The 25,952-nt window shown below is 70.1% G+C and carries 29 protein-coding genes; 17 read left to right on the top strand and 12 right to left on the bottom strand.

The genetic code is table 11. The features are described 5' to 3' along the window. Positions 1–1,782, top strand: coding sequence for an alkaline phosphatase family protein (locus B0B14_RS07595; RefSeq protein WP_076680818.1), 1,782 nt, complete (start codon positions 1–3; stop codon positions 1,780–1,782). A gap of 20 nt (positions 1,783–1,802) precedes the next feature. Here the strand turns inward: B0B14_RS07595 and B0B14_RS07600 are convergent, their stop codons facing one another. From B0B14_RS07600 to pdhA, 3 genes are read right to left on the bottom strand one after another with little or no spacing between them, the layout of a single operon-like run. Beyond that, entirely contained in the window at positions 1,803–3,170 is a 1,368-nt protein-coding gene (locus B0B14_RS07600) for a dihydrolipoamide acetyltransferase family protein (RefSeq protein ID WP_076680819.1), read from the bottom strand. Next, positions 3,167–4,177 carry an alpha-ketoacid dehydrogenase subunit beta gene (locus B0B14_RS07605; protein ID WP_076681333.1) on the bottom strand — a complete coding sequence of 337 codons (1,011 nt, stop codon included), beginning with the start codon at positions 4,175–4,177 and terminating at the stop codon, positions 3,167–3,169. Before B0B14_RS07605 ends, B0B14_RS07600 begins: the two co-directional genes overlap by 4 nt. Continuing rightward, positions 4,177–5,289, bottom strand: coding sequence for a pyruvate dehydrogenase (acetyl-transferring) E1 component subunit alpha (gene pdhA / locus B0B14_RS07610; protein WP_076680820.1), 1,113 nt, complete (start codon positions 5,287–5,289; stop codon positions 4,177–4,179). The genes B0B14_RS07605 and pdhA overlap by 1 nt, the downstream gene beginning before the upstream one ends. Before the next feature lie 174 nt (positions 5,290–5,463). Between pdhA and B0B14_RS07615 the strand changes: the two genes are divergently transcribed. Next, the gene (locus B0B14_RS07615; protein ID WP_076680821.1) at positions 5,464–5,937 is read left to right on the top strand and encodes an Lrp/AsnC family transcriptional regulator; all 474 of its coding nucleotides are present in this window, start codon (positions 5,464–5,466) and stop codon (positions 5,935–5,937) included. Here B0B14_RS07615 and B0B14_RS07620 read toward each other — a convergent pair. Further along, positions 5,909–6,898: an EamA family transporter gene (locus B0B14_RS07620; RefSeq protein WP_076680822.1), complete on the bottom strand. Its 990-nt coding sequence runs from the start codon at positions 6,896–6,898 to the stop codon at positions 5,909–5,911. The two genes, B0B14_RS07615 and B0B14_RS07620, sit on opposite strands and share 29 nt — an antisense overlap. A gap of 72 nt (positions 6,899–6,970) precedes the next feature. Between B0B14_RS07620 and B0B14_RS07625 the strand changes: the two genes are divergently transcribed. Beyond that, positions 6,971–7,525, top strand: coding sequence for a CGNR zinc finger domain-containing protein (locus B0B14_RS07625; protein WP_076680823.1), 555 nt, complete (start codon positions 6,971–6,973; stop codon positions 7,523–7,525). Here B0B14_RS07625 and B0B14_RS07630 read toward each other — a convergent pair. Then, positions 7,485–8,384 (bottom strand): alpha/beta fold hydrolase, encoded by a 900-nt coding sequence (locus B0B14_RS07630; RefSeq protein ID WP_076680824.1) that lies wholly within the window; start codon positions 8,382–8,384, stop codon positions 7,485–7,487. The genes B0B14_RS07625 and B0B14_RS07630 overlap by 41 nt on opposite strands. A gap of 124 nt (positions 8,385–8,508) precedes the next feature. On the opposite strand from B0B14_RS07630, the gene B0B14_RS07635 reads away from it, so the two are divergent. Continuing rightward, positions 8,509–9,240 (top strand): 3'-5' exonuclease, encoded by a 732-nt coding sequence (locus B0B14_RS07635; protein ID WP_076680825.1) that lies wholly within the window; start codon positions 8,509–8,511, stop codon positions 9,238–9,240. A gap of 90 nt (positions 9,241–9,330) precedes the next feature. Here the strand turns inward: B0B14_RS07635 and B0B14_RS07640 are convergent, their stop codons facing one another. The 3 genes from B0B14_RS07640 to glgA all read right to left on the bottom strand — a co-directional run bounded on the left by B0B14_RS07640 (position 9,331) and on the right by glgA (position 11,689). Next, positions 9,331–9,585, bottom strand: a complete 255-nt coding sequence (locus B0B14_RS07640; RefSeq protein WP_076680826.1) for a type B 50S ribosomal protein L31 — start codon at positions 9,583–9,585, stop codon at positions 9,331–9,333. Between the two features lie 114 nt (positions 9,586–9,699). Next, positions 9,700–10,485, bottom strand: coding sequence for an ABC transporter ATP-binding protein (locus tag B0B14_RS07645; RefSeq protein ID WP_076680827.1), 786 nt, complete (start codon positions 10,483–10,485; stop codon positions 9,700–9,702). Between the two features lie 10 nt (positions 10,486–10,495). Further along, a complete protein-coding gene (gene glgA / locus B0B14_RS07650) occupies positions 10,496–11,689 on the bottom strand; it encodes a glycogen synthase (protein WP_076680828.1) in 1,194 nt (397 codons plus the stop codon). A 47-nt stretch (positions 11,690–11,736) separates the two neighbouring features. On the opposite strand from glgA, the gene glgC reads away from it, so the two are divergent. The 3 genes from glgC (at position 11,737) to B0B14_RS07665 (ending at position 14,433) form a co-directional block, all read left to right on the top strand. Beyond that, positions 11,737–12,978: a glucose-1-phosphate adenylyltransferase gene (glgC, locus tag B0B14_RS07655; RefSeq protein ID WP_076680829.1), complete on the top strand. Its 1,242-nt coding sequence runs from the start codon at positions 11,737–11,739 to the stop codon at positions 12,976–12,978. 91 nt (positions 12,979–13,069) lie between these two features. Beyond that, positions 13,070–13,708, top strand: a complete 639-nt coding sequence (serB, locus tag B0B14_RS07660) for a phosphoserine phosphatase SerB (protein WP_076681334.1) — start codon at positions 13,070–13,072, stop codon at positions 13,706–13,708. Positions 13,709–13,740: 32 nt separating this feature from the next. Further along, entirely contained in the window at positions 13,741–14,433 is a 693-nt protein-coding gene (locus tag B0B14_RS07665; RefSeq protein ID WP_076680830.1) for an alpha/beta fold hydrolase, read from the top strand. 25 nt (positions 14,434–14,458) lie between these two features. Here the strand turns inward: B0B14_RS07665 and B0B14_RS07670 are convergent, their stop codons facing one another. After that, positions 14,459–15,169, bottom strand: coding sequence for a beta-ketoacyl-ACP reductase (locus tag B0B14_RS07670; RefSeq protein WP_076680831.1), 711 nt, complete (start codon positions 15,167–15,169; stop codon positions 14,459–14,461). A gap of 111 nt (positions 15,170–15,280) precedes the next feature. Here B0B14_RS07670 and B0B14_RS16900 point away from each other — a divergent pair, with 111 nt between their 5' ends. The 4 genes from B0B14_RS16900 to B0B14_RS07690 are packed head-to-tail and all read left to right on the top strand — an operon-like array spanning position 15,281 to position 17,382. Next, the gene (locus B0B14_RS16900; RefSeq protein ID WP_076680832.1) at positions 15,281–15,844 is read left to right on the top strand and encodes a DUF4190 domain-containing protein; all 564 of its coding nucleotides are present in this window, start codon (positions 15,281–15,283) and stop codon (positions 15,842–15,844) included. A 43-nt stretch (positions 15,845–15,887) separates the two neighbouring features. Beyond that, positions 15,888–16,271, top strand: coding sequence for a DUF3099 domain-containing protein (locus tag B0B14_RS07680; RefSeq protein WP_083710396.1), 384 nt, complete (start codon positions 15,888–15,890; stop codon positions 16,269–16,271). Continuing rightward, the gene (locus B0B14_RS07685; RefSeq protein WP_076680833.1) at positions 16,268–16,480 is read left to right on the top strand and encodes a hypothetical protein; all 213 of its coding nucleotides are present in this window, start codon (positions 16,268–16,270) and stop codon (positions 16,478–16,480) included. Before B0B14_RS07680 ends, B0B14_RS07685 begins: the two co-directional genes overlap by 4 nt. Beyond that, complete coding sequence (locus B0B14_RS07690) at positions 16,477–17,382, top strand: SURF1 family cytochrome oxidase biogenesis protein (protein WP_076680834.1); 906 nt, start codon at positions 16,477–16,479, stop codon at positions 17,380–17,382. Before B0B14_RS07685 ends, B0B14_RS07690 begins: the two co-directional genes overlap by 4 nt. Positions 17,383–17,406: 24 nt before the next feature. Here B0B14_RS07690 and B0B14_RS07695 read toward each other — a convergent pair whose 3' ends face one another. Continuing rightward, positions 17,407–19,005 (bottom strand): ABC-F family ATP-binding cassette domain-containing protein, encoded by a 1,599-nt coding sequence (locus B0B14_RS07695; RefSeq protein ID WP_076680835.1) that lies wholly within the window; start codon positions 19,003–19,005, stop codon positions 17,407–17,409. A 244-nt stretch (positions 19,006–19,249) separates the two neighbouring features. On the opposite strand from B0B14_RS07695, the gene B0B14_RS07700 reads away from it, so the two are divergent. The 6 genes from B0B14_RS07700 (at position 19,250) to B0B14_RS07725 (ending at position 24,966) form a co-directional block, all read left to right on the top strand. Beyond that, entirely contained in the window at positions 19,250–19,882 is a 633-nt protein-coding gene (locus tag B0B14_RS07700) for a biotin transporter BioY (RefSeq protein ID WP_076680836.1), read from the top strand. 150 nt (positions 19,883–20,032) lie between these two features. After that, complete coding sequence (locus tag B0B14_RS07705) at positions 20,033–21,061, top strand: iron-siderophore ABC transporter substrate-binding protein (RefSeq protein ID WP_076680837.1); 1,029 nt, start codon at positions 20,033–20,035, stop codon at positions 21,059–21,061. 20 nt (positions 21,062–21,081) lie between these two features. Beyond that, the gene (locus B0B14_RS07710) at positions 21,082–22,128 is read left to right on the top strand and encodes a FecCD family ABC transporter permease (protein WP_076680838.1); all 1,047 of its coding nucleotides are present in this window, start codon (positions 21,082–21,084) and stop codon (positions 22,126–22,128) included. A gap of 35 nt (positions 22,129–22,163) precedes the next feature. Further along, entirely contained in the window at positions 22,164–23,150 is a 987-nt protein-coding gene (locus B0B14_RS07715; protein WP_083710510.1) for a FecCD family ABC transporter permease, read from the top strand. Beyond that, complete coding sequence (locus B0B14_RS07720; protein ID WP_083710398.1) at positions 23,147–24,058, top strand: ABC transporter ATP-binding protein; 912 nt, start codon at positions 23,147–23,149, stop codon at positions 24,056–24,058. The genes B0B14_RS07715 and B0B14_RS07720 overlap by 4 nt, the downstream gene beginning before the upstream one ends. Before the next feature lie 2 nt (positions 24,059–24,060). Beyond that, entirely contained in the window at positions 24,061–24,966 is a 906-nt protein-coding gene (locus B0B14_RS07725; protein ID WP_076680839.1) for a siderophore-interacting protein, read from the top strand. Between the two features lie 9 nt (positions 24,967–24,975). Here the strand turns inward: B0B14_RS07725 and B0B14_RS07730 are convergent, their stop codons facing one another. Then, positions 24,976–25,191 (bottom strand): KTSC domain-containing protein, encoded by a 216-nt coding sequence (locus B0B14_RS07730; RefSeq protein ID WP_076680840.1) that lies wholly within the window; start codon positions 25,189–25,191, stop codon positions 24,976–24,978. Further along, entirely contained in the window at positions 25,184–25,942 is a 759-nt protein-coding gene (locus B0B14_RS07735; RefSeq protein ID WP_076680841.1) for a phosphotransferase, read from the bottom strand. The genes B0B14_RS07730 and B0B14_RS07735 overlap by 8 nt, the downstream gene beginning before the upstream one ends. Between the last annotated feature and the right edge of the window lie 10 nt (positions 25,943–25,952).

Consider the following 25,952-nt stretch of genomic DNA (forward strand, 5'->3'; position numbering starts at 1 on the left):
ATGGTGAGGCGATCCCGTGGCGAAGACGGTCGGACCGACGAAGAGCGGCAGTCCGACGAAGCGAGCAGGCGCGACTTCCTCAAGCTCGGCGGCCTGACCGCCGCGGGGTTCGTCGTCGGCGGCGGGATCGGCGCCGCCGCGGGAGCATCCGTCGGCCACACGATCGGCTACCGCGAAGGCGCGGCCGACTATCTGGCTCTCCCGCCCCGGCGCGAGCCCGGGTTCGACCACGTCGTCGTGCTCATGGGCGAGAACCGCTCCTTCGACAACATGCTGGGGTGGCTGTACACCCCCGAGACCGTTCCCGAGGGCGAGACGTTCGACGGTCTGGCGTTCGGGAAGTACGCGAACACCGACGAGACCGGACTCACCGTGTCCGCCCACGTGTACGACGGACCGACCGACGTCGTGATGGGTGCACCCAACCCCGACCCGGGCGAAGAGTATCCGCACGTCAACACGCAGCTGTTCGGCACGGTCGATCCCGCCACGAACGCCACCGACCAGCTGGACTGGATGAAGGCTCCCTACAACGCGCCCGCGACGGGCACGAACGCGACCATGTCGGGCTTTCTCCAGGACTACCGCAACAACGTCACGCGGGAGCGCCAGGGCAAGGCGCCCACCGACGAAGAGCTCTCGCAGATCATGGGCGGCTTCTCCCCCGAGCAGCTGCCCGTCCTGTCGACCCTCGCCAAGGAGTTCGCGGTCTTCGATGCGTGGTTCTGCGCGGTGCCGTCGCAGACCTACTGCAACCGCTCCTTCTTCCACGCGTCGACGTCGCACGGGTTCGTCACGAACAAGCACGGCGGCGGCTACGACAAGTGGCTCGACGCCGATCCGACGCCCACGATCTTCAACCGGCTCGAAGAGGCCGGCATCTCGTGGAAGATCTACTTCGACGAGATGCAGCTCATCTCCCTCACCGGGGTGATGCACGCCCCCGTACTGGAGAAGTTCTGGCGCACGGGCCGCTTCGGCCACATGAACGAGTTCTACGCGGATGCCCGCGAGGGCAAGCTTCCCGCCTACGCGTTCATCGAGCCGCGCATGGTCTACAACCACAACGACTTCCACCCGCCGTTCGGGGTGTACCGCGCGGGCGAGGTCGACGGCACCACGGTCTTCGACTCCGCGGTCTCCGACGTGCGGGCCGGAGAGCGTCTCGTCGCGAACGTGTACAACGCGGTGCGCACGAGCGCGACGAAGGACGGCTCGAACGCCAACAACACCCTCCTGCTCATCACGTTCGACGAGCACGGCGGCACCTACGACCACGTGCCGCCGCCCGCGGCCACTCCTCCCGACGTCGACGCCCCCGCGGGCGAGATGGGCTTCACATTCGACCGCCTGGGGGGTCGCGTGCCCGCCATCGCCGTGTCGGCGTACACGAAGGCCGGCACGATCATCCACGACGAGATGCATCACGGCGCCGTGATCGCCACCCTGACGCGGCTGCACGGTCTCAAGCCGCTGACGCGACGGGATGCCGGCGCCAACGACCTCTTCTCGCTCGTCAACCTCGCCGAACCGCGGGACCCCGCCACCTGGCCGCACGTGCATCCGATGTGGCTGCCCGAGAACAGCGCGGAGAACGAGCTCGGCGATCTCGAGAACGGCAAGCACAAGCACAAGCCGCTGAGCAACCCGGGTCGAGGGCTCCTCGGCCTCCTGCTCGCCCGGTACGGCTCGGCCGACGACGTGGAGCCGACGAGTTATTCGGAGGCGTACAAGGTCCTCCAGAAGCACGGTCTGGGCCTGTTCTACCCGAAGATCGACTGAACGCCGGGTCCTCACCCTCCTCAGCGCAGCAGCATCGCTCTCCCCGGCTCGGCGAGCACGCCCGCGACGTCGGTCATGAACCGCGCGCCCTGCTGGCCGTCGACCAGGCGGTGGTCGAACGACAGACTCAGCGTCATGACGTCGCGCAGCGCGATCTCTCCGCGGTGCTCCCACGGCTGACGACGCACAGCCCCGAGCGCGAGGATGCCCGCCTCCCCCGGATTGATGATCGGGGTTCCCGCGTCCACGCCGAAGACGCCCACGTTGGTGATCGAGAACGTGCCGCCGGTCATGTCGACCGGCGACGTCTTGCCGGCGCGGGCCGTCTCGGCGAGCGCGCCGATCGCGTCGGCCAGCTCCACCAGGGTCATCGCGTCGGCGTCGCGGATCACCGGGACCAGCAGGCCGCGCGGGGTCGCCGCAGCGATGCCGAGGTCGACATAGTGGTGCTCGACGATCTCTCCGGCCTCGGCGTCCCACTTCGAGTTGAGGCTCGGCGTCTGCGAGAGCGCGAGGCACACGGCCTTCGCTGCGACCGCCATGATGCCGATCCGGTGGCCCTGGAGAGCGCGGTCCGCCTTCAGCGACGCGACGAGCTCCATGGCCGGAGTGACGTCGACGGTCAGGAACGTCGTGACGTGGGGAGCCGTGAAGGCGCTGCGCACCATCGCCTCGGCCGTCGCCTTGCGCACGCCGCGGATCGGCGTCCGGGTGGTCCGCTCCCCCGCCGGCGGGAACAGCGGGACGGTCGAGTCCGACTCGGCAGCGGACGCCGGTGCCGCGGTCGCCCCGACGCGCTCGGCATAGGCCTGGACGTCGGCACGCGTGATGAGGCCCGCCTCACCCGTGCCTTCGACGAGCGCCAGCTCGACGCCGAGCTCCTTCGCGAGCTTGCGGACCGGCGGCGTGGAGCGCGGCCGCTCGAGCACGACGTCGGCGACGTCGGGTGTCGTGATCACATCGTGCGGAGCGGCCTCGAGCACGGCCGTGTCGGCCGGACGATCGGCCACCGCGACGGCGCGGCTGCGCCGCTGCGGGCGAGCCGACGAACGCGGCGCCGCGCCGTACCCGACGAGATTCGGCTGGGCTTTCTCCTCCTCGTCCGGAGCAGCGTCGGCCTGCGCGGCCGCCGGCGCGGACGGCGCATCGCCGGCGATGTCGAACGCGATGAGCACCGCGCCGACCTCGACGACGTCGCCCGCCCGGGCATGGAGCTTGGACACCGTGCCCGCGTGCGGAGACGGGAGCTCGACGATGGCCTTGGCGGTCTCGACCTCGGCGATCGTCTGGTTCAGGGCGATCTCGTCGCCCTCGGCGACCAGCCACTGCACGAGCTCGGCCTCGGGCAGTCCTTCGCCGAGGTCGGGGAGGCGGAACTCCTGGATCATGACGAGACTCCCGTCATCGAGTTCGGTCGGTCCAGGACCCGGTCGACGGCACCGAGCACCCGATCGAGATCGGGCAGGTGGTGCTTCTCGAGCTTCGCGGGAGGGTACGGGATGTCATGCCCCGTCACGCGCACCGGTGCCGCCTCGAGGTAGTGGAAGCACTTCTCCGTCACGCTGGCGATCAGCTCGGCACCGACCCCCGCCTCGCGGGCGGCTTCGTGGGTCACCACGACGCGCCCGGTCTTGCGAACGGATGCCGTGACCGTGTTGTAGTCGACCGGGGAGATCGACCGCAGATCGATGACCTCGATCGAGATGCCCTCGTCCTCGGCGGCGAGCGCGGCATCCATCGCCGTGGCGACCTGAGCACCGTACGTGAGGAGTGTGACGTCGGTCCCTGGTCGGGCGACGCGCGCGACCCCCATGGGGGCGGCGTCGGCCAGATGGGCGTCGAGGTCGACCTCGCCCTTGGAGTGGTAGAGCCGCTTGGGCTCGAAGAACACGACGGGATCATCGGAGGCGATCGCCTGGCGCAGCATCGTGTACGCGTCCTGCGGATTGGACACCGCGACGACCCGCAGCCCCGAGGTGTGCACGAAGTACGCCTCGGGAGACTCGGAGTGGTGCTCGGCGGCTCCGACGCCTCCGGCCCACGGGATGCGGATGGTGATCGGCATCTTCACGTTCCCGCGCGTGCGGTAGTGGAGCTTGGCGACCTGGCAGACGATCTGGTCGAACGCGGGGTAGACGAAGCCGTCGAACTGGATCTCGACGACGGGCCGGTACCCGCGGAACGCGAGGCCGACCGCGGTGCCCATGATGCCCGACTCGGCGAGGGGCGTGTCGATGACCCGCTGCGCGCCGAACTCGGCCTGCAGCCCGTCGGTGACGCGGAAGACGCCGCCGAGCTTGCCGATGTCCTCGCCCATCACGAGCACCTTCGGATCGTCGGCCATCGCGCGGCGGAGCCCGGAGTTGATGGCCTTGACCATGGTGAGCTGCGTCATCATGCCACCTCGTCGAAGCCCGCGAGGTACGCGCCGAAGGCGCGGCGCTGCTCGTCGAGGCCGGTGTGGGGCTCGGCGTACACGTTGTCGAGCACGGAGATCGGAGGAGCCGTGACGGCCGAGAGCGTCGCTTCGCGCACCGCGGCGCCGAGCTCGTCGGCATCCGCGGCGACCGAGGCGGAAAAGTCGTCGCCGAACTCGTCCTGCGAGCGCAGCAGCGCCTCGATGCGGGCGAGCGGATCGCGCGCACGCCAGCGCTCGACCTCCTCCTTGTCGCGATAGCGCGTGGGGTCGTCGGAGGTCGTGTGCGGTCCCATGCGGTACGTCACGGCCTCGATGAAGGCCGGGCCGTTGCCCTTCCGGGCGTTGTCGATGGCCCACCGCATGGCGGCGAGGCACGCGAGCACGTCGTTGCCGTCGACTCGGAGACTCGGGATGCCGAAGCCCGGCGCGCGTCCGGCGATCGGGAACTTCGCCTGCACGGCGACGGGCTCGGAGATCGCGTACTGGTTGTTCGTGCACACGAACACGACCGGCGAACGGTACGACGATGCGAAGACCATCGCCTCGTTGACGTCGCCCTGGCTCGTCGCTCCGTCGCCGAAGTAGGCGGCGGCGACCTGATCGGTGCCGTCGAGCTGGATGCCCATCGCATACCCCACCGCGTGGAGGGCCTGCGCGCCGATGATGATCTGCGGCGTCGCGGTGTTGATGTCGTAGGGGTTGAAGGTCGAGTGCGCTTCGCCGCGCCACGCCAGGACGAAATCGGCGGGTTTCGCGCCGCGCACGTGGTTGACGCCGATCTCGCGATAGCTCGGGAACACGAAGTCGTCGGAGCGGAACGCGCGGGCCGTGCCCACCTGCACGCCCTCCTGCCCGTTGCACGGGGCCCAGAGACCGAGCTGGCCCTGACGCTGGAGGGCGATCCCCTCGGCGTCGACGCGGCGCACCAGGACCATGTCGCGATAGAGGCTGCGCAGCTGCGCGGCATCCACGTCCTCCACCCAGCGATCGAGGTCGGGATCGGCGATCCGTTCGCCGGAGGCGGTGACCAGGCGTGCGACGTCATCGACGTCCACTGCGGGATCGGCCAGGGGGGTCAGGGTGTGCATCAGTGCGTCCCTCCTCGTACGGCCCGCCCTCGTGGGGCGAGTCCTGCGTGGGTGCCGGCAGCATCGCCGACGAGGCCGACACTACGTCCGTCTTGCACCTAGCTCAAGCAACACGGATTCTGTTGAGCATGTTGCCAACCCACGAGGGCTCGAGGCCTGCTAATCTTTCGCACTATGACTGCCCTCGATCACGTCGACCTCGAGCTCCTCGCGGCGCTCGCAACCGACCCGCGCGCCACGGTCGTCGCCCTCGCCGAACGCCTCGGACTCTCGCGCAACACCGTTCAGGCGCGCATGGCGCGTCTCGAGCGCACCGGCGTCTTCCTCTCCTACGAGCGCGCGCTGTCGTCGACCGCGCTGGGGTTCCCCATCGAGGCGTTCGTGCACGTCACGGTGCGCCAGGCGGAGATCCCGCGCATCACGGCCGAGCTCGCGCGCATCCCCGAGGTCGTGCAGGCCCATGGACTCAGCGGCCAGATCGATCTGCTGGTCCGCGTCGCGTGCCGCGACACGCAGCATCTGTTCGACACCGACGCGCGCATCCTCGCGATCGAGGGCGTCGAGCGCACCGAGACGTCGCTCGTGATGGGCGAAGTGATCGCCTACCGCGTGACGCCGCTCATGGAGCTGGCACGACGGGCAGAGTAGCGGCCTCGCCCTTCGGCTCGGTGGACGCGTCCATCCGCACGAGGACGACGCCGACGAGGATCAGCGCTCCCCCGACGAACTGGATGGGCGCCGGCACTTCGCCCAGCAGCAGCCAGGCGAACCCGAGGGCGAACAGCACTTCGGACAGCCCGACGAACGACGCGATGCGCGACCCGATCTGGGGCACCGCCATGACACCCAGCGCGTAGCCCAGCGTCGTCGCGACACCGGCGACCCAGAGCAGCGGCATCCACCACGGCACGGTGACCCCGGCGAGGGAGATGTCGACCGCCGGCGCGGCGAAGGGCAGGATGCCGACCGCGATGAGGAGGCCCATGAGCGCCGTGCCGGTGAGCAGTCCGCCCGCGGCGAGGGCCAGCGGTGGGAGATCGTCGCCGGTGCGCTCGGAGATGAGGAAGTACGCGCCCACGCACACCGCCGCCCCGAGAGCCAGCAGGGTGCCGATCAGATCGAACTCCGCCCCGGCGATGTTCACCACGAGCACGAGACCGCCCATCGCGACGATCGAGCCGACGACGACGAGGCGCGAGGGCGCTCGTCGGGTGCGGATCCAGGCGTAGACGACGAGAAGGACGGGCGCGAGGTACTGGATCAGCAGGGCGATCGCCACCGGCATCCGCTGCATCGCGGAGAAGAACAGCAGCTGGCAGCCGGCGACCGCCGTGAGGCCGAAGCCGAGGATGATGCGCCAGTGGCGCCGCAGGAAGCCGCGCTCCTTCCGCATCGCGAGGATGAGCGCCGGCGACAGGAGCAGGCCCGAGACGCCCATGCGCACGAGGAGCCCGGCCCCGAGCGACCAGCCCTCTTCGAAGAGCGGCTTCATGAACGGACCGCTGGACGAGAACGCCAGAGCGGATGCCACCGCCATCACGATTCCGGCCGTGCGGACGGTCTGACCGATCGGCGGTCGGACGACGGTGATGGGTGCGGTGGCAGTCATGCGGATCCGGATGTCAGGGGCGAAACGTGCTTACACTGGTGACAGTACCGGTCCGGACTGTCAGGAGTCAACGTGGTTTTCATTCGTGACACACGCCAATCGCTGATGGCGGCCGTCTACCTCGTCAACACCCTCCCCGGAGTCGACGACGAGGACCGCCTTCAGACGCTCGACGATCTCGACTCCTACCTCGAGGTGAACCCCTACACCGGGGTGATCCGACGCGATGCCGCCGAGCTCGACGCCCTCCGCGGCATCCGTCACCGCCTGCGCGGGCTGTGGGACGCCGATCGCGAGTCTGCGGTGCCCCTCGTGAACGAGATGCTCGCCGACGGGCCGGCGCTCCCCCGGCTCGTGAAGCACGGGACCTACGACTGGCACATCCACGCCACGGCCGACGATGATCCGCTGGCCACCCGCGTGCTCGTGGAGGCGGCGATGGCGTTCGTCGACGTGATCCGCGCTGACGAGTACGACCGCGTGCGGGTGTGCTCGGCCGACGACTGCAACAGCGTCTACATCGACTACTCGCGCAACGGCTCCAAGCGCTACTGCGACGAGGGCAACTGCGGCAACCGTATGAACGTCAACGCGTACCGTGCTCGGAGGGCCCGAGAAAGCGTCTGATCGCGTCGGCCGCCGGCGCCGGGGTCTCGTAGTGGATGAGGTGACCCACGCCCTCGATCTCCACGATCTCGGCGTCGGGGAACAGGGTCGCGAGGTGACGCTCGGCCTCGATGGGCGTGATGTCGTCCTGCACGGCGGCGATCAGGAGCGTCGGTGTCTCGATGCGCGGCGCGAACGCGCGCACGTCGTTCGACACGCTCGTGACGAACGCATCGTGCAGCACGTCGCGGTCCGCGAAGCGGGAGAAGTACGTGTCGTGCTGATCGTGCACGAAGCGGCGGAGCTCGGCGTCCTTCGTCTTCGTCATCGACGTGCTCATCACGCGCACGATGAGGCCGCTGCGGAGCACAGCGTCACCGACGGACTTCGGCAGCGCGGCACCGGCCCAGTAGTAGAACACCGCGAGACGCGTCAGGATGCCCCGCGGACCCTCGAGCGCGGGCGCTCCGATCGGGTTCACGAGGATGAGCTTCGGCGTGCGGAGCCCCTCGGCGACCGCGGCGGATGACACGATCGATCCGAACGAGTGACCGAGGATGACGGCATCCGGCGCGGCGCTCGCCGCGAAGGCGCGCAGCCACTCCGCGTAGAGGTCGAGGTCGTGGGTGCGCCCGGGGACGGGGGGCGTCTCCCCGAATCCGGGGAGGTCGGGCATCACGAACCGCACGTCGGGGAGGTGGGCGACGACGGGTTCGAGACCGTGGTGCTCGCCGCGGAATCCGTGCACGGCGAGGACCGTGTGCGCGGCATCGGCGGGGCCGTACACCCAGTACGCGGTCGTTCCGCCGAGCACCTCGAGCTCGAACCGCTCGACCGGGATGGCGGCGAGCTTCTCGGCGTACGGGTTCGCGACGGGCATCGTCCGATTCTACGGACCGCTGCCGGCCGTCCCGCGCCCTGAGCCCGCCCTCCCGCGCCCTGAGCCCGTCGAAGGGCGGAGCGCCTCGATCGCGATGTCGGCGGCCTCGCATACCTTGGGCGGCATGGATCAGTGGCAGGCCGAGCCGCTCCCGCTGTGGGAAGCACCCTCGTGGACGTCGGTGGTGGGTGTCTTCGACCTCGAGACCACCGGAATCGACGTCACCACCGACCGCGTGGTCACGGCGCACGTGGGACTCCTCGATTCGGCCGGCACGGTCATCCGGGCGCGCGACTGGCTCGCCGATCCGGGCGTGCCGATCCCCGAGGGCGCGACCGCCGTCCACGGCATCACGACGGCGCGCGCACGGGCGGAGGGCCGACCGGCGCGCGAGGTCGTCGCCGAGGTCGTGGAGTCGCTTCGCGCCCTGTTCGACGCGGGCATCCCCGTCGTGGCCTACAACGCGCCCTACGACTTCTCACTGCTGAAGAACGAGGCCCTCCGTCACGGCATCCCGCCGATCCTGGCGCCCGCGCCCGTCATCGATCCGCTCGTCGTCGACAAGCGCTACGACAGGTACCGCCGCGGCAAGCGCACCCTGGCGGTCGTCGCCGAGCACTACGCCGTGCCCCTCGACGGCGCACACGAGGCCTCCGCCGACGCGATCGCCGCCGGCCGCGTGGCCCAGGCGCTCGCCGACCGCTTCGCACCCTGGCTGCCGCCGACGGCCGCAGAGCTGCACACGCGTCAGATCGGCTGGGCGCGGGCGCAGGCCGAGAGTCTCACCGAGTACTTCATCCGCATGGGGCGTCTCGACCCCGACGACGCGGTCGACGGCAGCTGGCCCATCCGCTGACTCGGTCGCGCTCGGAGGCGCCGACCGCCGACGCGCGGAGCGAACGCAGAAGGCCCCGCCGAAGCGGGGCCTTCCGGAGAATCAGCGTGCTTACTTGGAGCCGCCGAAGCCCTTGAAGCGCTGGTTGAACTTCTCGACACGACCGGCCGAGTCCATGATGCGCTGCTTGCCCGTGTAGAACGGGTGCGACGCGGAGGAGATCTCGACGTCGATGACGGGGTACTCGACGCCGTCGAGCTCGATCGTCTTGTCGCTGGACACCGTCGAGCGCGTCAGGAACGTGTCGCCCGAACCGAGGTCGCGGAACACAACGGCCTGGTAGGTGGGGTGGAGGTCGGTCTTCATGGTGATCCCTAAGGAGTCGTGGCCCTGGATTGTGCCAGGGCGCCAAGTCGGCGGCGCGGAATGCACCAAAGGGCAATATTACCAGGCGTTCGCCCACGGGGCGAACCGGGCGGTTCAGGCGATCGCGCGAGCGGAGTAGCGTCCCGCGTCCTCGGTCAGCTGGATCGTGAGACCGAAGGTCTCGGTGAGGTTCTCCGCCGTCAGCGCCTCGGCGATCGGGCCCGCGGCGACGGCCTGCCCGTCGCGCAGCAGCAGCACGTGGGTGAACCCGATGGGGATCTCCTCGACGTGGTGCGTGACCATGATCATCGCCGGCGTGGTGGGCGCCTGCGCGTACCCGCCGAGGAGGGCCAGGAGCTCCTCGCGAGCGCCGAGATCGAGACTCGCGCTCGGCTCGTCCAGAAGCAGCAGCTCGGGGTCGGTCATCACGGCGCGGGCGATCTGGACGCGCTTCTGCTCGCCGTCGGACAGGGTGCCGAACGTGCGGTCGGCGAGGTGGTCGAGCTTCCACTCCGCGAGCACGCGCAGGGCGCGGCGCTCGTCGATGTCTTCGTACTGCTCGTTCCAGCGACCGGTGACGGAGTACGCCGCCGTGAGAACGACGTTGAGCACCGTCTCCTCGGGAGGCAGGCGCCGAGCCATCGCGGAGGAGGCGAAGCCGATGCGGGGGCGCAGCTCGAACACGTCGGTGCGCCCGAGGCGCTCCCCCAGGATCTCGACCACGCCCGCGCTCGGGTGGATGAGCGTGTCGGCGAGCTGGAGCACCGTCGTCTTCCCGGCGCCGTTGGGCCCGAGGATCACCCAGCGTTCGTCATCGGCCACGCTCCACTCGAGGTGATCGATGATGTCCCGAGCGTTCCGGCGGACGACGACCTCGGAGAATCGGAGCACCTGCGGCATGCTGCCCAGCCTATCGGCCCGAAGCGGCGACCTCCGCGTACAGCGCCGCCGTCTCCTCGGCGATCCTCTCCCAGCTGAAGTCCTCGGCGGCCCGTCGGCGGCCCGCTTCGCCGTACTGCGCGGCCTGCGCAGGGTCGCTCACGACCTCCGTCAGCACCCGGGCGAGATCGTCGACGTACTTCTCGGGATCGATCGGCGTTCCGGTGCCGTCCTGGACCTGTTCGATGGGCACGAGGCGTCCGGTCACGCCGTCGACGACGACCTCGGGGATGCCTCCCGTCGCCGTGCCGACGACAGCGGCTCCGCACGCCATGGCCTCCAGATTGACGATGCCGAGCGGCTCGTAGATGGAGGGGCACACGAACGTCGTGGCCGCGGTGAGCACGGCGCACAGCTGGTCGCGCGGCAGGAAGGTGTCGATCCACACGACGCCGTCGCGCTTGGCCTGGAGATCGCGCACGAGGCCTTCGACCTCCTCCATGATCTGCGGAGTGTCGGGCGCGCCGGCGCACAGGATCAGCTGGACGTCGGCGGGGAGCTTCTCGGCGGCGCGCAGGAAGTAGGGCAGCCCTTTCTGACGGGTGATGCGACCCACGAAGACGACGGACGGCCGCTCCGGATCGATGCCGAGCTCGGCCAGGAGTGCGGGATCGTGCACGGGGCGCCAGGCCTGGGTGTCGATGCCGTTGTAGACGACGCGCACCTTGCCGGGGTCGAGCGAGGGATAGCTGCGCAGGATGTCGTTGCGCATCCCGTCGCTGACGGCGACGACGGCCGCCGCGCCCTCGTACGCCGTCTTCTCGATCCAGCTCGACACGGCGTATCCGCCGCCGAGCTGCTCGGCCTTCCAGGGCCGCAGCGGCTCCAGCGAATGAGCCGTCACGATGTGCGGGATGCCGTGCAGCAACGAGGCCAGGTGGCCGGCGAAGTTGGCGTACCAGGTGTGCGAGTGCACGACGTCGGCGCCCGCGACATCCGTCACGATCTCCAGATCCGTCCCGAGCGTCTGCACCGCCGCGTTCGACGCCGCGAGCTCGGCGGGCACGTCGTACGAGGTCGTCCCGTCCTCGTCGCGATCGGCCCCGAAAGCGCGCACCTGCACGTCCAACGACGTGCGCAGAGCCTTGACGAGCTCGGTCACGTGGACTCCGGCACCCCCGTAGATCTCCGGCGGATACTCCTTCGTGATGATGTCGACACGCATGTGTCGAACGCTAGTACAGGCGGCCCGTGCGGGCATAGTGTGGTGCCATGCCTGCAGCGCCGAAGGTCTTCGGAATCATCCTCGCGGGGGGCGAGGGCAAGCGTCTCATGCCGCTCACAGCGGACCGAGCCAAGCCAGCCGTCCCCTTCGGAGGTCAGTACCGCCTCATCGACTTCGCGATCTCGAATCTCATAAATTCGGGTCTTCGCCAGATCGTCGTGCTGACCCAGTACAAATCCCACAGCCTCGACCGGCACATCTCCCAGAACTGGCGGATGTCTCCGATGCTCGACTCCTACGTGGCCTCGGTGCCGGCGCAGCAGAGGCTCGGCAAGCGCTGGTTCTCGGGCTCGGCCGACGCCATCCTCCAGAGCATGAACCTCGTCAACGACGAGAAGCCCGACATCGTCATCGTCATCGGCGCCGACCACGTCTACCGCATGGACTTCCGGCAGATGCTGGCCGCGCACATCGAGTCGGGGGCTCGCGCGACGGTCGCCGGCATCCGCCAGCCGATCTCGCTCGCGAACCAGTTCGGCGTCATCGCGGTCGATGACGACGACCCGGCGAAGATCAGCGACTTCCTCGAGAAGCCGCAGAACCCGGCGGGTCTCGCCGACAGTCCGAACGAAGTGCTCGCCTCCATGGGCAACTACATCTTCAACACGGATGCCCTCATCGAGGCCGTCGAGACCGACGGCGAGCTGCCGACGTCCAATCACGACATGGGCGGCGACATCATCCCCTACTTCGTGGGCCGCGGTGAAGCCGGCGTGTACGACATGAACCGCAACGACGTGCCGGGTTCCACCGAGCGCGATCGCTACTACTGGCGCGACGTCGGAACCATCGAGTCGTTCTTCGACGCGCACATGGATCTGATCTCGACCCTGCCGATCTTCAACCTGTACAACACCGACTGGCCGATCCACTCGCAGACCGTCAACTCGCCGCCCGCGAAGTTCGTGCGCGACGGCGTCGGACGCATCGGCAATGCGATCGACTCGATCGTGTCGCTCGGGTCGGTGCTCTCGGGCACGCATCTCGAACGCAGCGTCGTCGGCCCGTGGACGCTCTCGGGCGGCGGATCGACGATCACCGACTCGGTGCTGTTCGACCACGTCCAGGTGGGCGCGGGTGCCCGCGTCCATCGCGCGATCCTCGACAAGAACGTCGTCCTCGCACCCGGCGCCACCGTCGGCGTCGATCGCGAACGCGACCTCGCCCGCGGATTCACCGTCACCGAGACCGGCATCACGGTCGTCGGCAAGGGACTCATCGTCGACTGACGTCTGTCGAGAACGGATGCCGCGGACCTTCGGGTCCGCGGCATCCGTCGTCTCGGCGGGCAGCACCCAGGCGCCCCGCTACCGTAGAGGCGTGCCCGAGAACCCCCGCTTCCTCGTCGTGCTCGACGCCGATTCGACCCTCATCCGCAACGAGGTCATCGAGCTCATCGCCGATGAGGCCGGCCGCGGCGCAGAGGTCGCCGCCGCGACCGAGGCCGCGATGCGCGGCGAAGTGGATTTCGCCACGAGCCTGCGCTCCCGCGTCGAAGCGCTGCGCGGCGTGCCCGTGGCCTCCTTCGCACGCGTGCTCTCGCGCATCCAGCCGACGCCGGGAGTGCACGAGCTCATCGCGGCGGTGCACGCGCGCGGCGGTCGCGTGGGGGTGGTGTCGGGCGGATTCCACGAGATCCTCGACACGGTCGCCCCGGCCCTGGGCGTCGACGTGTGGCGCGCGAATCGGCTCGCCGTGCGCGACGGCCTTCTGACGGGCGTCGTCGAGGGCGACATCGTGGATGCCGAGGCGAAGGCGTCCGCCGTCCGCGAGTGGGCCACCGAGGGGAATGTGCCGCTGACGCGGACCATCGCGATCGGCGACGGCGCGAACGACCTGCGGATGATGGCGGTCGCCGGCCTCGGACTCGCCTTCAACGCCAAGCCCGCTGTGCGGGCGCAGGCAGACCTGGTGGTGGAGCCGGTCGACCTGCGCGAAGTCATCCCCCTGCTCCCCTGACGGATGTCGGACGCCTCCCGTAGCGTCTGAGCATGGACGTGATTCTGGTACCCGGTCTCTGGCTCGACGCGTCGTCGTGGGACGACGTCCTTCCGGTGCTGGAGGCCGCCGGCCATACGCCGCACGCCCTCACGATGCCGGGCGTCGGCGCGGCAGCCGCCGAGTCGGCCGAGATCACCATCGCCGACTGGATCGCCGCAGTCGTCGCCGAACTCGACACACTCGAGAGCCCGGCGGTGCTCGTCGGGCACAGCGGCGGCGGGAACGTCGTGTGGGGCGCGGCCGACGCCCGGCCCGAAAAGGTGGCGCGCGTCGTCTTCGTCGACACGATCCCCCCGCACCCGGGCGGTCAGATCTCCGAGTTCCCGATCGTCGACGGCGTCATCCCGTTCCCGGGCTGGGAGTTCTTCGACGACGAAGACGTGCACGACCTCGACGCCGCCACGCGCGAGCGCACCGCTCCGATGACGAAGAGCGTGCCGGCGCGGGTGCCGACCGATCCGGTGCCCCTCGCCGATCCGCGACGGTTCGACCTGCCGGTCACGCTGCTCATGGGCGGGATGGACGAGCCGACGTTCCGTCGAGCGGTGGCGCAGTGGGGACCGCACGGCGACGAGTTCGCCGCGATCGCCGACGCCGAAGTCGTCGAGCTCGGCACGGCGCATTGGCCGCAGTTCACCAAGCCGGCGGATCTGGGCGCGGCGATCGTCGCAGCGGTCCGCTGAGGGCGGGTCGGTCGACGGGCGGGGGTCAGTGGCCCATGCCGAGGCCGCCGTCGACCGGGATCACCGCACCCGAGATGTACGCGGAGTCGTCCGAGGCGAGCCAGGTCACCACACCGGCGACCTCGCCGGGCGTGGCGAAGCGTCCGGCGGGGATGTTGCGCTTGTACTCGGCCTGCGTCTCGTCGGGCAGGGCCGCCGTCATGTCGGTCTCGATGAATCCCGGTGCCACGACGTTGGCCGTGATCCCGCGCGCGCCGAGCTCGCGCGTGAGCGAGCGGGCGAATCCGACCAGACCGGCCTTCGACGACGAGTAGTTGATCTGGCCGGCCGAACCGTAGAGCCCGACGACCGACGAGATGAGGATGACGCGACCCCACCGGGCGCGCAGCATCCCCTTGGAGGCGCGCTTCACGACGCGGAAGGCGCCGCCCAGGTTCGTGGCCACGACGCTGTCGAAGTCGTCTTCGCTCATTCGCAGCAGCAGAGTGTCCTTCGTGACGCCGGCGTTCGCGACGACGATCTCGACGGGACCGAGGACCTTCTCGACCTCTGTGAAGGCGGCATCGACGGCCGTGGCATCCGTGACATCCGCCCGCACGGTGAGGGTGCCCTCCGGACCTTCGCCGGAGCGGGCGGTGACGGCCACACGATAGCCGTCGGCGACGAAGCGCTCGGCGATGGCGCGGCCGATGCCGCGGTTGCCGCCGGTGACGAGGACGACGCGATCGGTGGTCATGACAGGCTCCTGTCGCTGTGATGCATGAACGGCCCCAGCCTATCGGCGACGGTTTGACACGCCCGTGCCGCGCTGGGACGCTGGGACGAGATCCCGACGAAAGGCGCCACCGTGAGCGATCCGACTCCCCAGGACCCGACCACTCCGGTCCCGCCCGCACCGTCCGCGCCCCCGGCGCCCGCCTACGAGCAGCCGACGTACGAGCAGCCCACGCAGCCGACCCTGCCGTATGGCCAGCCCGCCCAGCCCGCTCCCCCCGCGTACGGCCAGCCCGCGCAGCCCGCACAGCCCGCGTACGGCCAGCCCGGCTACGGCCAGCCCGCCCAGCCCTACGGCCAGGCGCCGTACGGTCAGGCGCCGTACGGGCAGGCGCCCGCGTACGGCGGCGGATACGGCTACCCGACCGCGCCCAAGACCAACACGCTGGCCATCGTGTCGCTCGTCGCGGCGATCTCGGCCTGGGTCATCCTGCCGTTCATCGGATCGGTCGTCGCCGTCATCACGGGGCACATGTCGCTCAAGCAGCTCAAGACGAGCGGCGAAGGCGGACGCGGACTGGCGCTGGCCGGCACGATCGTCGGATGGGTCGGGGTCGGGTTCGTCGTCCTGATGCTGGCGATCTTCGTCCCCATCATCATCTATGGAATCAGTCAAGGCGCCCGATACGGCAGCTGAGAACGGCGCCGCATGCCTGCAGCGGGCGTAGGCTGGGACCATCGTGAAGACCTCGACCGGACCGCAGTCCGCGACGTCGCTGCCCCGGGCACCGCGGGACGACGCCGAATCCCGCACGCTCCGCTATTTCTGGATGATGGCGATCCGCGTCGTCTGCTTCATCCTCATGGTCGTGATCATGCCGTACGGCTGGCACACGCTGATCCTCGGCATCGGGGCGATCGCCCTCCCGTACTTCGCGGTCGTGCTCGCCAACGTCGGCGAGAGCGGTCGCCGCGCCACCCGGGAGACTCCCGAACGCGCGCTCGAAGCCGCTCCCACCTCCGTGGCTCCCCCACCGCCGGCGACGGCGACCGTCATCCGCATACAGGAGGTCCGTGCCGTGCACGCATCCGACGACCCCGCGTCGCCGGAGCGCGAGAAGTGAGCGACGGCGACGCCCAGTGCTCGCGTGCCGGATGCCGGGCTCCGGCCACGGCGCGCATCGACTGGCGCAACCCGAGGATCCATTCCGAAGGCCGCACCAAGACGTGGGTCGCGTGCGATGAGCACGTCGAGTACCTCCGCGACTTCCTCTCCGCGCGCGACTTCCCGGTGCGGGTCGGTGCGCTGACACCGGCGGAGGGTTCGGCATGACCCGCAGGAGCACGGCGCTGCGGTGGACGGGCTACGTCGCCGTGGCGATCGTCTTCGCGATCGCCTGCGCCTTCCTGTCGAACTGGCAGTTCGAGCGCAACGCGGAGCGCTCGCGGCAGCTCGCGCTCGTCGAGGTCAACTACGACGCGCCGGCCGTCCCCCTCTCCGACGTCATCCCGGCCGGAGGCGAGCTGGACGGCCAGGACGAATGGCGGCCCGTGCGCCTCACCGGCACGTACCTTCCCGCCGACCAGCTGCTCGTGCGCAATCGGCCGCACGGGGGCACCGCCGCGTTCGAGGTGCTCGTGCCGTTCCGGCTCGACGACGGGCGCACCATCGTGGTCAATCGCGGCTGGGTGCGCCCCGGTGAGCAGCAGGCCGACCCCGACGTTGTGCCGGCGCCGCCGAGCGGCGAGGTCACCGTCATCGTCCGCCTCAAGCCCGGAGAGCCGCTGCCCGGGTCCGGGCGGTCGGCGCCCGACGGCCAGGTGCCCACGATCCATCTACCGCTCATCGCCGACGTGACCGATGCGGGCGATCTCGAGCAGAGCGCCTACGGGATCATGGTTTCCGAAGACCCGGCGCCGTCCTCGAGGCCCGAAGCTCTCGCCTCGCCGTCGGAGGACCCGGGCCCGCACCTGTCGTACGCGATCCAGTGGATCCTGTTCGCCATCATGGGCTTCATCTTCATCGGATACGTCATCCGCTCCGAGCGTCGCATCCGGCGTGAGGATGCCGAGGATGCCGCCGCTGCGGCTGCGGCTGCCGGCCAGGCCGCGATTCCCGCCGAGGGGATGCCGTCCGCGGCATCCGTCCCTGCGGTGCGACGACGGCGGACACCGCGTGCACGCGACCGCGACATGGTCGACGAAGACGCCCTGCTCGACCGCGCCGAGCGCTGACCGGCGCGCCCGTGCACAGCGGCTCTAGGCGAGAGTGATCAGGTCGGCGTAGTCCCGACCCCAGATGTCTTCGACACCGTCGGGGAGGATGAGCACGCGCTCGGGGTTGAGGGCCTGCACGGCACCCTCGTCGTGCGACACGAGCACGACGGCGCCCTCGTAGTGCGCCAGGGCGCCGAGGATCTCCTCGCGCGAGGCCGGATCGAGGTTGTTCGTGGGCTCGTCCAGCAGCAGCATGTTCGCCGACGACACCACGAGCGTCGCCAGCGACAGGCGCGTCTTCTCGCCACCGGAGAGCACTCCTGCGGGCTTGAGCACGTCGTCGCCCGTGAAGAGGAACGAGCCGAGCACCTTGCGCGCCTCCGTCGCCGTGATGTCCGGCGCCGCCGACATCATGTTCTCCAGCACCGAGCGTCCGACATCCAGGTTCTCGTGCTCCTGCGCGTAGTAGCCGATCTTCAGCCCGTGACCGGGCTCGAGCTGCCCGGTGTCGGGCTGGTCCACACCCGCGAGGATGCGCAGCAGCGTCGTCTTCCCCGCGCCGTTGAAGCCGAGGATCACGACCTTCGACCCGCGGTCGATCGCGAGGTCGACGTCGGTGAAGATCTCGAGCGATCCGTACGACTTCGACAGCCCCGACGCCATGAGCGGCGTCTTGCCGCACGGCGCGGGCTTGGGGAAGCGGAGCTTGGCGACGCGCTCCTCCTGGCGGACCTCGTCGAGCCCGGACAGCATCTTCTCGGCGCGGGCCACCATCTGGTGCGCGGCCGCAGCCTTCGACGCCTTCGCGCCGAATCGCGCGGCCTGCATCTGCAGCTGGGTGGCCTTCTTCTCGACGCCGGCGCGCTCCTTCTTTCGACGCTCCTCGTCGGCGACCCGCTGACGCAGGTAGTTCTTCCAGTTCATGTTGTACGTGTCGATGACCTGACGGTTCGCATCGAGGTAGAACACGCGGTTCACGGTCTCGCCGACGAGCTCGACATCGTGCGAGATGACGATGAGCCCGCCCTTGTAGTTCTTGAGGAACTCGCGCAGCCAGACGACGCTGTCGGCGTCGAGGTGGTTCGTGGGCTCGTCGAGGATCATCGAGTCGGCGTCCGAGAAGAGGATGCGGGCCAGCTCGATACGCCGACGCTGACCGCCGGACAGCGTGCTGAGCGGCTGGTCGAGCAGCCGGTCGGGCAGAGAGAGGTTGTGCGAGATCGTCGCGGCCTCAGCCTCGGCCGTGTACCCGCCCAGCGCCTCGAAGCGCTCGGTGAGGTGCGCGTATCGCTTCATCGCCTTCGCGGCGACCTTGTCGTCGGAATCACCCATCGCGAGCGCGGCTTCGTTCATCTCGATCGCGAGCGTGCCGAGGCCGCGGGCGTCGAGGATGCGCGTGCGCGCGAGCATCTCGGGGTCGCCGGAGCGCGGGTCCTGCGGGAGGTAGCCGAGTTCGCCCGTCCGCTCGACCTTGCCGTCGGCGGGAAGGAGGTCGCCGGCGAGCACCTTGGTCAGGGTCGTTTTGCCGGCGCCGTTGCGACCGACGAGACCGACCTTGTCGCCCGGGGACACACGGAACGACACATCCGACATCAGGACGCGGGCGCCCACGCGGATTTCGAGGTCGTGCACGGCGAGCACAGCAGACGTCCGTTCGATCGGGTGGAGAGGAGGGCGGCCGAGTGGCCGACGTCCCACTCTACCGGCGGCCGGGAGGGGATTCGCTGTGCGCCGCCCGGGCGCGGGGCGTTCGGTGTACCGCCGGTGCCCCCCGCACGACGCGCGGCGCATTCTTGGACTCCGTCCGAAATGCTGCACATGGCGCCCCCTAGGATGAGTCGCGACGCCCTCAGCGCCCGTGCGGCGCCGAACTCGAAGGAGACCCATGTCCTCGATCACCGCCGACCGCCGGCCGGTCCTCGCCGACGTCTTCGGACGTCCGTCATCACGCGCCCGGGCCTTCGCGGTCGACGCGGCGCTCGTCGTCACCGGCGCGGCCCTCGTCGCCGTGCTCGCGCAGGTCGAGATCCCGCTGCAGCCGGTGCCGATCACGGGCCAGACCCTCGGCGTCATCGTCGTCGGCGCGGCACTCGGTTCCCGCCGCGGCGCCGCCGCGCTCCTGACCTACATGCTCGCCGGGCTCGCCGGTCTTCCCGTGTTCGCCGGCTTCACGGGGTCGATCGCGGCCATCGCCAAGCCGAGCTTCGGGTTCGTGATCGGCTTCGTCTTCGCCGCGTTCGTCGCGGGCTGGTTCGCCGAGCGGGCCTGGGACCGCAAGCCCTGGCTCGCCTTCGTCGGCTTCGTGGCGGCCAGCATCGTTCCGTTCCTGTTCGGGGTGCCGTACATGGCCGTCATCCTGAACATGGTCCTCGGCCTGGACTACGGCTTCGTGCAGATCCTGCAGGTCGGCGTGCTCCCCTTCATCGTGGGCGGTCTGATCAAGGCCGGCATCGCCGCCCTCGCCATCCCGGGCGCCTGGGCACTGGTCCGCGCCGCCGATCGCAGCAAGGACGCCTGACGCTCCGGCATCCGGAACTCCACGCAGCGCCCCGTCATCGCGACGGGGCGCTGCGTCGTTCCCGGCGTCTTCGTGTCGTCTCGATTCGACCTCGACGGATCGCGTGGGTAATGTAAGGCTGTCCTAACAACAAGACCCAGGGAGACATCCGTGCCTTGCACCCGCACCGCCCTCGCCCTCGCGGCCGCCGCAGCCCTGCTGCTCACCGGCTGCGCCGGAGGAACGGCCGACGCCGGTTCCGGCGGCTCCGCCAACCCGGCCTCCGACGACGCCTTCCCCGTGACGATCGAGCACGCGTACGGCGAGACGATCATCGAGACCAAGCCCGAGCGCATCGCGACCGTCGCCTGGGCGAACCACGAGGTCCCCCTCGCGCTCGGCGTCGTCCCCGTCGGCATGAGCAAGGCCACGTGGGGCGACGACGACGACAACGGCGTGCTCCCCTGGGTCGAGGATCAGCTCGCCGAGCTCGGCGCCGAGACGCCCGTGCTGTTCGACGAGACCGACGGCATCGACTTCGACGCCGTGAACGACACGAACCCCGACATCATCCTCGCCGCGTACTCCGGCCTGACGCAGGAGGAGTACGACACGCTGTCGAAGATCGCCCCGGTCGTCGCCTTCCCGGACGTCGCGTGGGGCACGTCGTACGAAGACACCATCCGCCTGAACTCGAAGGCGATCGGCCTGGAGGCCGAGGGAGACGCCCTGATCGAGGAGCTGCACGGCGAGGTCGAGGCCGCCCTGGCCGACTTCCCCGAGCTGGCCGACTCGTCCGTGCTCTTCTCGTTCATCGACCCGACCGACTTCAGCCAGGTCGGCTTCTACACGAGCCTCGACACACGCCCCGGATTCCTCGAGAGCCTGGGCCTGCCCGCCCCGACCATCGTGGCCGAGGAGTCCGATGGCACCGACCAGTTCTACGTCTCCGTCAGCTCGGAAGAGGCCGACCGCTTCGACGACGTCGACGTGTTCGTGACGTACGGAGACGCCGGCAGCGACTTCGTCGCGCAGCTGCGGGCCGACCCGCTGCTCGCCCAGATCCCGGCGATCGCCGCGGGACGCGTCGCAGTGCTCGAGAACAGCACGCCGCTCGCCGCCTCGGCGAACCCGTCGCCGCTGTCGATCGGCTGGGGCGTGCACGACTACTTCGCCCTGCTGGCCGGCGCACTCGACTGATCGACTGATCCGAGCCTCGCGTGACCATCCTCCAGACACGTACGCCGCTGCCGGCCGCCGCTCCTCTGCGGCGCCCGGTGTCGGTGCGTCTGGCATGGCTGGCCGCGAGCGCCGCCGTCCTGGCCCTGCTGTGCGTCGCATCGGTGGCGTTCGGAGCGCGCGACGTGTCGTTGGACGACATCGTCGCGGCACTCGGCGGACGCACCGACACCGTCGGACAGGCAGCCGTCGTCGCCCGCATCCCCCGCACCGTGCTCGCGATGCTCGTCGGTGCGGCGCTCGCGCTCGCGGGGACGACGATGCAGGCCGTGACGCGCAATCCGCTCGCCGACCCCGGAATCCTCGGCGTCTCGGGCGGAGCGGCGCTGGCCGTGGTGGTCGGCATCGCATTCTTCGGACTCGCGAACCCGTTCTCGTACCTCGTCGTCGCGATCGCCGGCGCCGCCGCAGCCGCCGTCTTCGTGTACGCGGTCGGATCGCTCGGACGCGGCGGCGCGACCCCGCTGAAGCTCGCCCTCGCGGGTGCCGCGAGCTCGGCGGCGTTCATGTCGCTCGTGAGCGCCGTGCTCCTCCCCCGCGTCGACGTCATGGACACCTTCCGTTTCTGGCAGGTCGGCGGCGTCGGCGGCGCGACGTGGGAGCGCATCACGATGGTCGCGCCCGTCCTCGCGGCAGGCGCCCTCGTCTGCGTGCTCTTCGCGCGCGGTATGAACTCCCTCGCGCTCGGCGACGACCTCGCGGCGGGACTCGGCGAGAACGTCGTGCGCACGCGCCTCGTCTCCTCCGCGGGCGCCGTGGTTCTCTGCGGTGCGGCCACGGCCGTGGCCGGTCCCATCGGATTCGTCGGACTCGTCGTCCCGCACATGTGCCGACTGCTCGTCGGGCCCGACCACCGGTGGCTGCTTCCGTTCTCCGCGATCACCGGCGCGGGCCTCCTCGTCGCCGCCGACGTGATCGGCCGCGTCGTCGCACGTCCCGAGGAGATCCAGGTGGGCATCGTCACCGCGATCATCGGCGCCCCGGTGTTCATCTGGATCGTCCGCCGCCAGAAGGTGCGCGAGCTGTGAGCGCCGTCGCGATCCTCGCCGGACGCCGCACCCGGATGCGACGCCGCGCCCTCGTCTCCGTCACGCTCGGCGTCGCGATCGCCGTCGCGTTCTCCCTCAGCCTCATGATCGGCAGCACGGTCTACTCCCCCGACCAGGTGATCCGCGTCATCCTGGGCCAGACCGTGCCCGGCGCGTCGTTCTCCGTCGGCGAGCTGCGACTCCCCCGGGCCTCCATGGGGCTCCTCACGGGACTGTGCTTCGGCGTCGCCGGCGTGACGTTCCAGACGATGCTGCGCAATCCGCTCGCCTCGCCCGACATCATCGGCATCAACGCCGGAGCGAGCGCCGCCGCCGTCTTCGGCATCGTCGTGCTCTCGCTGAGCGACACGATGGTCTCGGTGTTCGCCCTCGTCGGCGCCGTCGCGACGGCCGCCGCGATCTACCTGCTGTCGAACAAGGGCGGGTTCGCGGGCACGCGGCTCATCCTCATCGGCATCGGCGTCGCTGCGATGCTCAACAGCGTCATCACCTACATCCTGTCGCGCGCCGCCGCGTGGGATCTGCAGACCGCGATGCACTGGCTGACCGGCAGTCTCAACGGAGCGACGTGGGATGCCGTGGCGCCCCTCGCCCTCGCGTGCGCCGTGCTGCTCCCGGTGCTGCTGCTCCAGGACCGCGAGCTCGGCGTGCTGCGGCTCGGCGACGACTCCGCCGCCGCGCTCGGCGTCTCGGTGCGGCGCACCCGCATCCTGCTGATCCTGGCCGCCGTGGCGCTGCTCGCCTTCGCCACCGCCGCCGCCGGCCCGATCGCCTTCGTCGCGTTCATGGCGGGCCCCATCGCCGCGCGCCTCGTCGGTCCGGGTGCCTCGCTCCTGCTCCCCTCCGCGTTCGTCGGCGCCCTCCTCGTGCTCGTCGCCGATCTGATCGGACAGTACGCCTTCGGCACGCGCTATCCCGTGGGCGTCGTGACCGGCGTTCTCGGCGCGCCCTACCTCATCTACCTCCTCATCAGGACGAACCGCTCGGGAGGCTCACTGTGACGACATCCCACACCCTGTCGGCCGAAGCGCTGACCCTCGGCTACGGCGACCGCACCATCATCGACGGCCTCGACCTCGTGCTGCCGCCGGGCCGCATCACGGCGATCGTCGGGGCGAACGGATGCGGCAAGTCGACGCTCCTGAGGGCGCTCGCGCGTCTGATCGCACCGAAGGAGGGTCGTGTGCTGCTCGACGGTGCGCCCCTTCAGACCCGGCCGTCGAAGGAGATCGCCCGCACGCTCGGGCTGCTGCCGCAGAGTCCCACGGCGCCCGAGGGGATCGCGGTAGCCGACCTGGTCGGCCGCGGACGGCATCCGCACCAGAAGCTGCTGGCACGGTGGAGCGAACGCGACTACGAGGTCGTCTCGCAGTCGCTGCAGGCCACCGGCACGGCGGATCTCGCCGATCGCGCCGTCGACGAGCTCTCCGGCGGCCAGCGTCAGCGCGTGTGGATCGCGATGGCCCTCGCCCAGGAGACCGACATCCTGCTGCTCGACGAGCCCACGACGTTCCTCGACGTCGCCCACCAGGTGGAGGTGCTCGATCTGCTGACAGACCTCAACCGCGATCGCGGCACGACGATCGTCATGGTGCTGCACGACATCAACATGGCAGCCCGCTACGCAGACCATGTCATCGCCCTCCGCGGCGGCGACATCGTCGCCAGCGGACCACCGTCCGACGTCGTGACGACCGCGCTGATCCGCGACGTGTTCGATCTCGACGCCCTCGTGATCGCCGATCCCATCTCGGGCACGCCCATCGTGCTGCCCCGGGGCCGTCACCACGTGCTCGGCACCCCCGACGCTCCCCCGCCCGTGACCGTGCCGGACGCCGCGGCCACCGCCGCGCTCCGCTCGGTCGCCGTGGCATCAGACCCCCTCGACGACGAAATGAGACTGCCTTGACGATGACGGCCACCCTCCCGACGAGCATGTTCTTCCGCGTCCGGGTCGCGGCGATCACCGACCTCACCCCGAGCTTCCGCCGTTTCACGTTCCGCGCCGACGACCTCGCGCGGTTCGGGGATCCGGGATTCGACCAGCGGATCAAGGTCGTCTTCCCCACGCGCACCGTGGGGCTCGACGCGATGCCCACCGGCGAGGACTGGTACACGCAGTGGCGCGCGCTGCCGGAGGACGCCCGTCCGCCGTTCCGCACGTACACGACCCGCTTCGTGCGCCACGACGCGAACGAGGTCGACATCGACATGGTCGCGCACGACGTGCTGGGACCCGCCTCGGACTGGATCGCGCGGGCCGTCGTCGGCGATGAGCTGCTGATCTGGGCTCCGACCACCGCGCACGAGGGCGTGAGCTACGGCGTCGACTTCGTGCCGCCCGCCCGCTCCGAGCGCATCCTGCTGGCCGGCGACGAGACGGCCGCTCCGGCGATCGCGGTCATCCTCGAGCAGCTTCCGCGCGACGCCCGCGGTGTCGTGGTGCTCGAAGTGCCCCACCCCGACGATGTGGCGTATCTGCCGCACCACCCGGGCTTCGAGTACCACGTCGGCGCGCGGGCGGGTGGCCGTCACGCGCACCTCGTGACGGCCGTGGAGGATGCTGCGGCGCGACTCGTGCCCGAAGGGCGCGGCGCGGAGGTCGAGGAGATCGACATCGACACCGACATCCTGTGGGAGGTTCCGCGCACCGCGAAGGGCGGAGCGGCCCTCAAGAGCGCGCCGCTGTACTCGTGGCTCGCCGGCGAGGCCGGGGCCATCAAGGCCCTGCGCCGCCACCTCGTCGCCGAGCACGGTGTCGATCGCCGCGCCGTCGCCTTCATGGGCTACTGGCGGCTCGGCAAAGCCGAGAATTGACCTCCGCGCTCAGTCGTACTTCTGACGGGTCGGATAGCGGTCGCTGATCGTGCGGTTGAAGTACGCCCCCGGACTCGCTGAGTCGACCAACCCGCGGTGGACGGACGGCGGCACGGCGAAGTACCGGTACACGTCGCCGCTGACGAACTCGATCTCCAGAACCGCCGTGTCGGGGTCGTAGCCGACCGAGCGCAGCACGCTCGAGGTGACCCGGTCCCTACGCATCGGCGCGCTCCTCGGTCAGCGCCGCTCTCCAGACGCCCTCGTGCGCCTCGACGAACGCGGCCACCACACGCCAGTGCGCGCCGTGCCCGTCGACGTACATCGAACCCCAGGGCTGAATCTCCTCGTCGTGCGCACGGCGCAGCATGTCGTGCATGGCCCAGGCCCGACGGGCCATCGTCCGCGGCAGCGCTGCGCGGAGCGCGGCATCCGCGTCGTACCCGTCGAGGAAGGCGGCGAGTCCCGCCGCGGCGGCGGAAGGCTCGGCGTCCGGGTCGTTGAGCGTGAACGCCTGCGCAGAGTAGGCGAGGTCCCACAGCCGGGTGCTCGGCCCCGCTCCGTCCCAGTCGATGAAGACCCACCGATCGCCGACGATCAGGTTCCACGGCGTCAGATCGTTGTGGCAGAGCAGATCCGGCTCGTCCGCGGGCAGGAGCATCTCCGGCAGGGGTCCGGCATCCGGCCCGACGTGCGGGCTCGCGTCGTGGATGGCCCGCACGATGCCGCCGATGCGTCGCATGTCGTCGTGGGTGAGATCCCGGGTGTCGGCCGACGGTCCGGCGACGAACTCGATGATCTGGCGGCCGGCGTCGTCGCGTCCGAGGGGCGCCGGAACGTCGAGGCCCTGCGCGGCAAGCGACCTCAGGTATTCGATCACCGTCGGAGTCGCGTCCGTCCAGGGCTTGCGGACGGTGTCGCCGATGCGCACGACGCCCGCCGTCGCGTTTCCGCCGGAGAGCGGTATCTCCTCCATGCCCCGAGCC

Origin of the sequence: Microbacterium sp. RU33B (assembly GCF_900155915.1) — a bacterium.
Classification (GTDB): Bacteria; Actinomycetota; Actinomycetes; order Actinomycetales; family Microbacteriaceae; genus Microbacterium.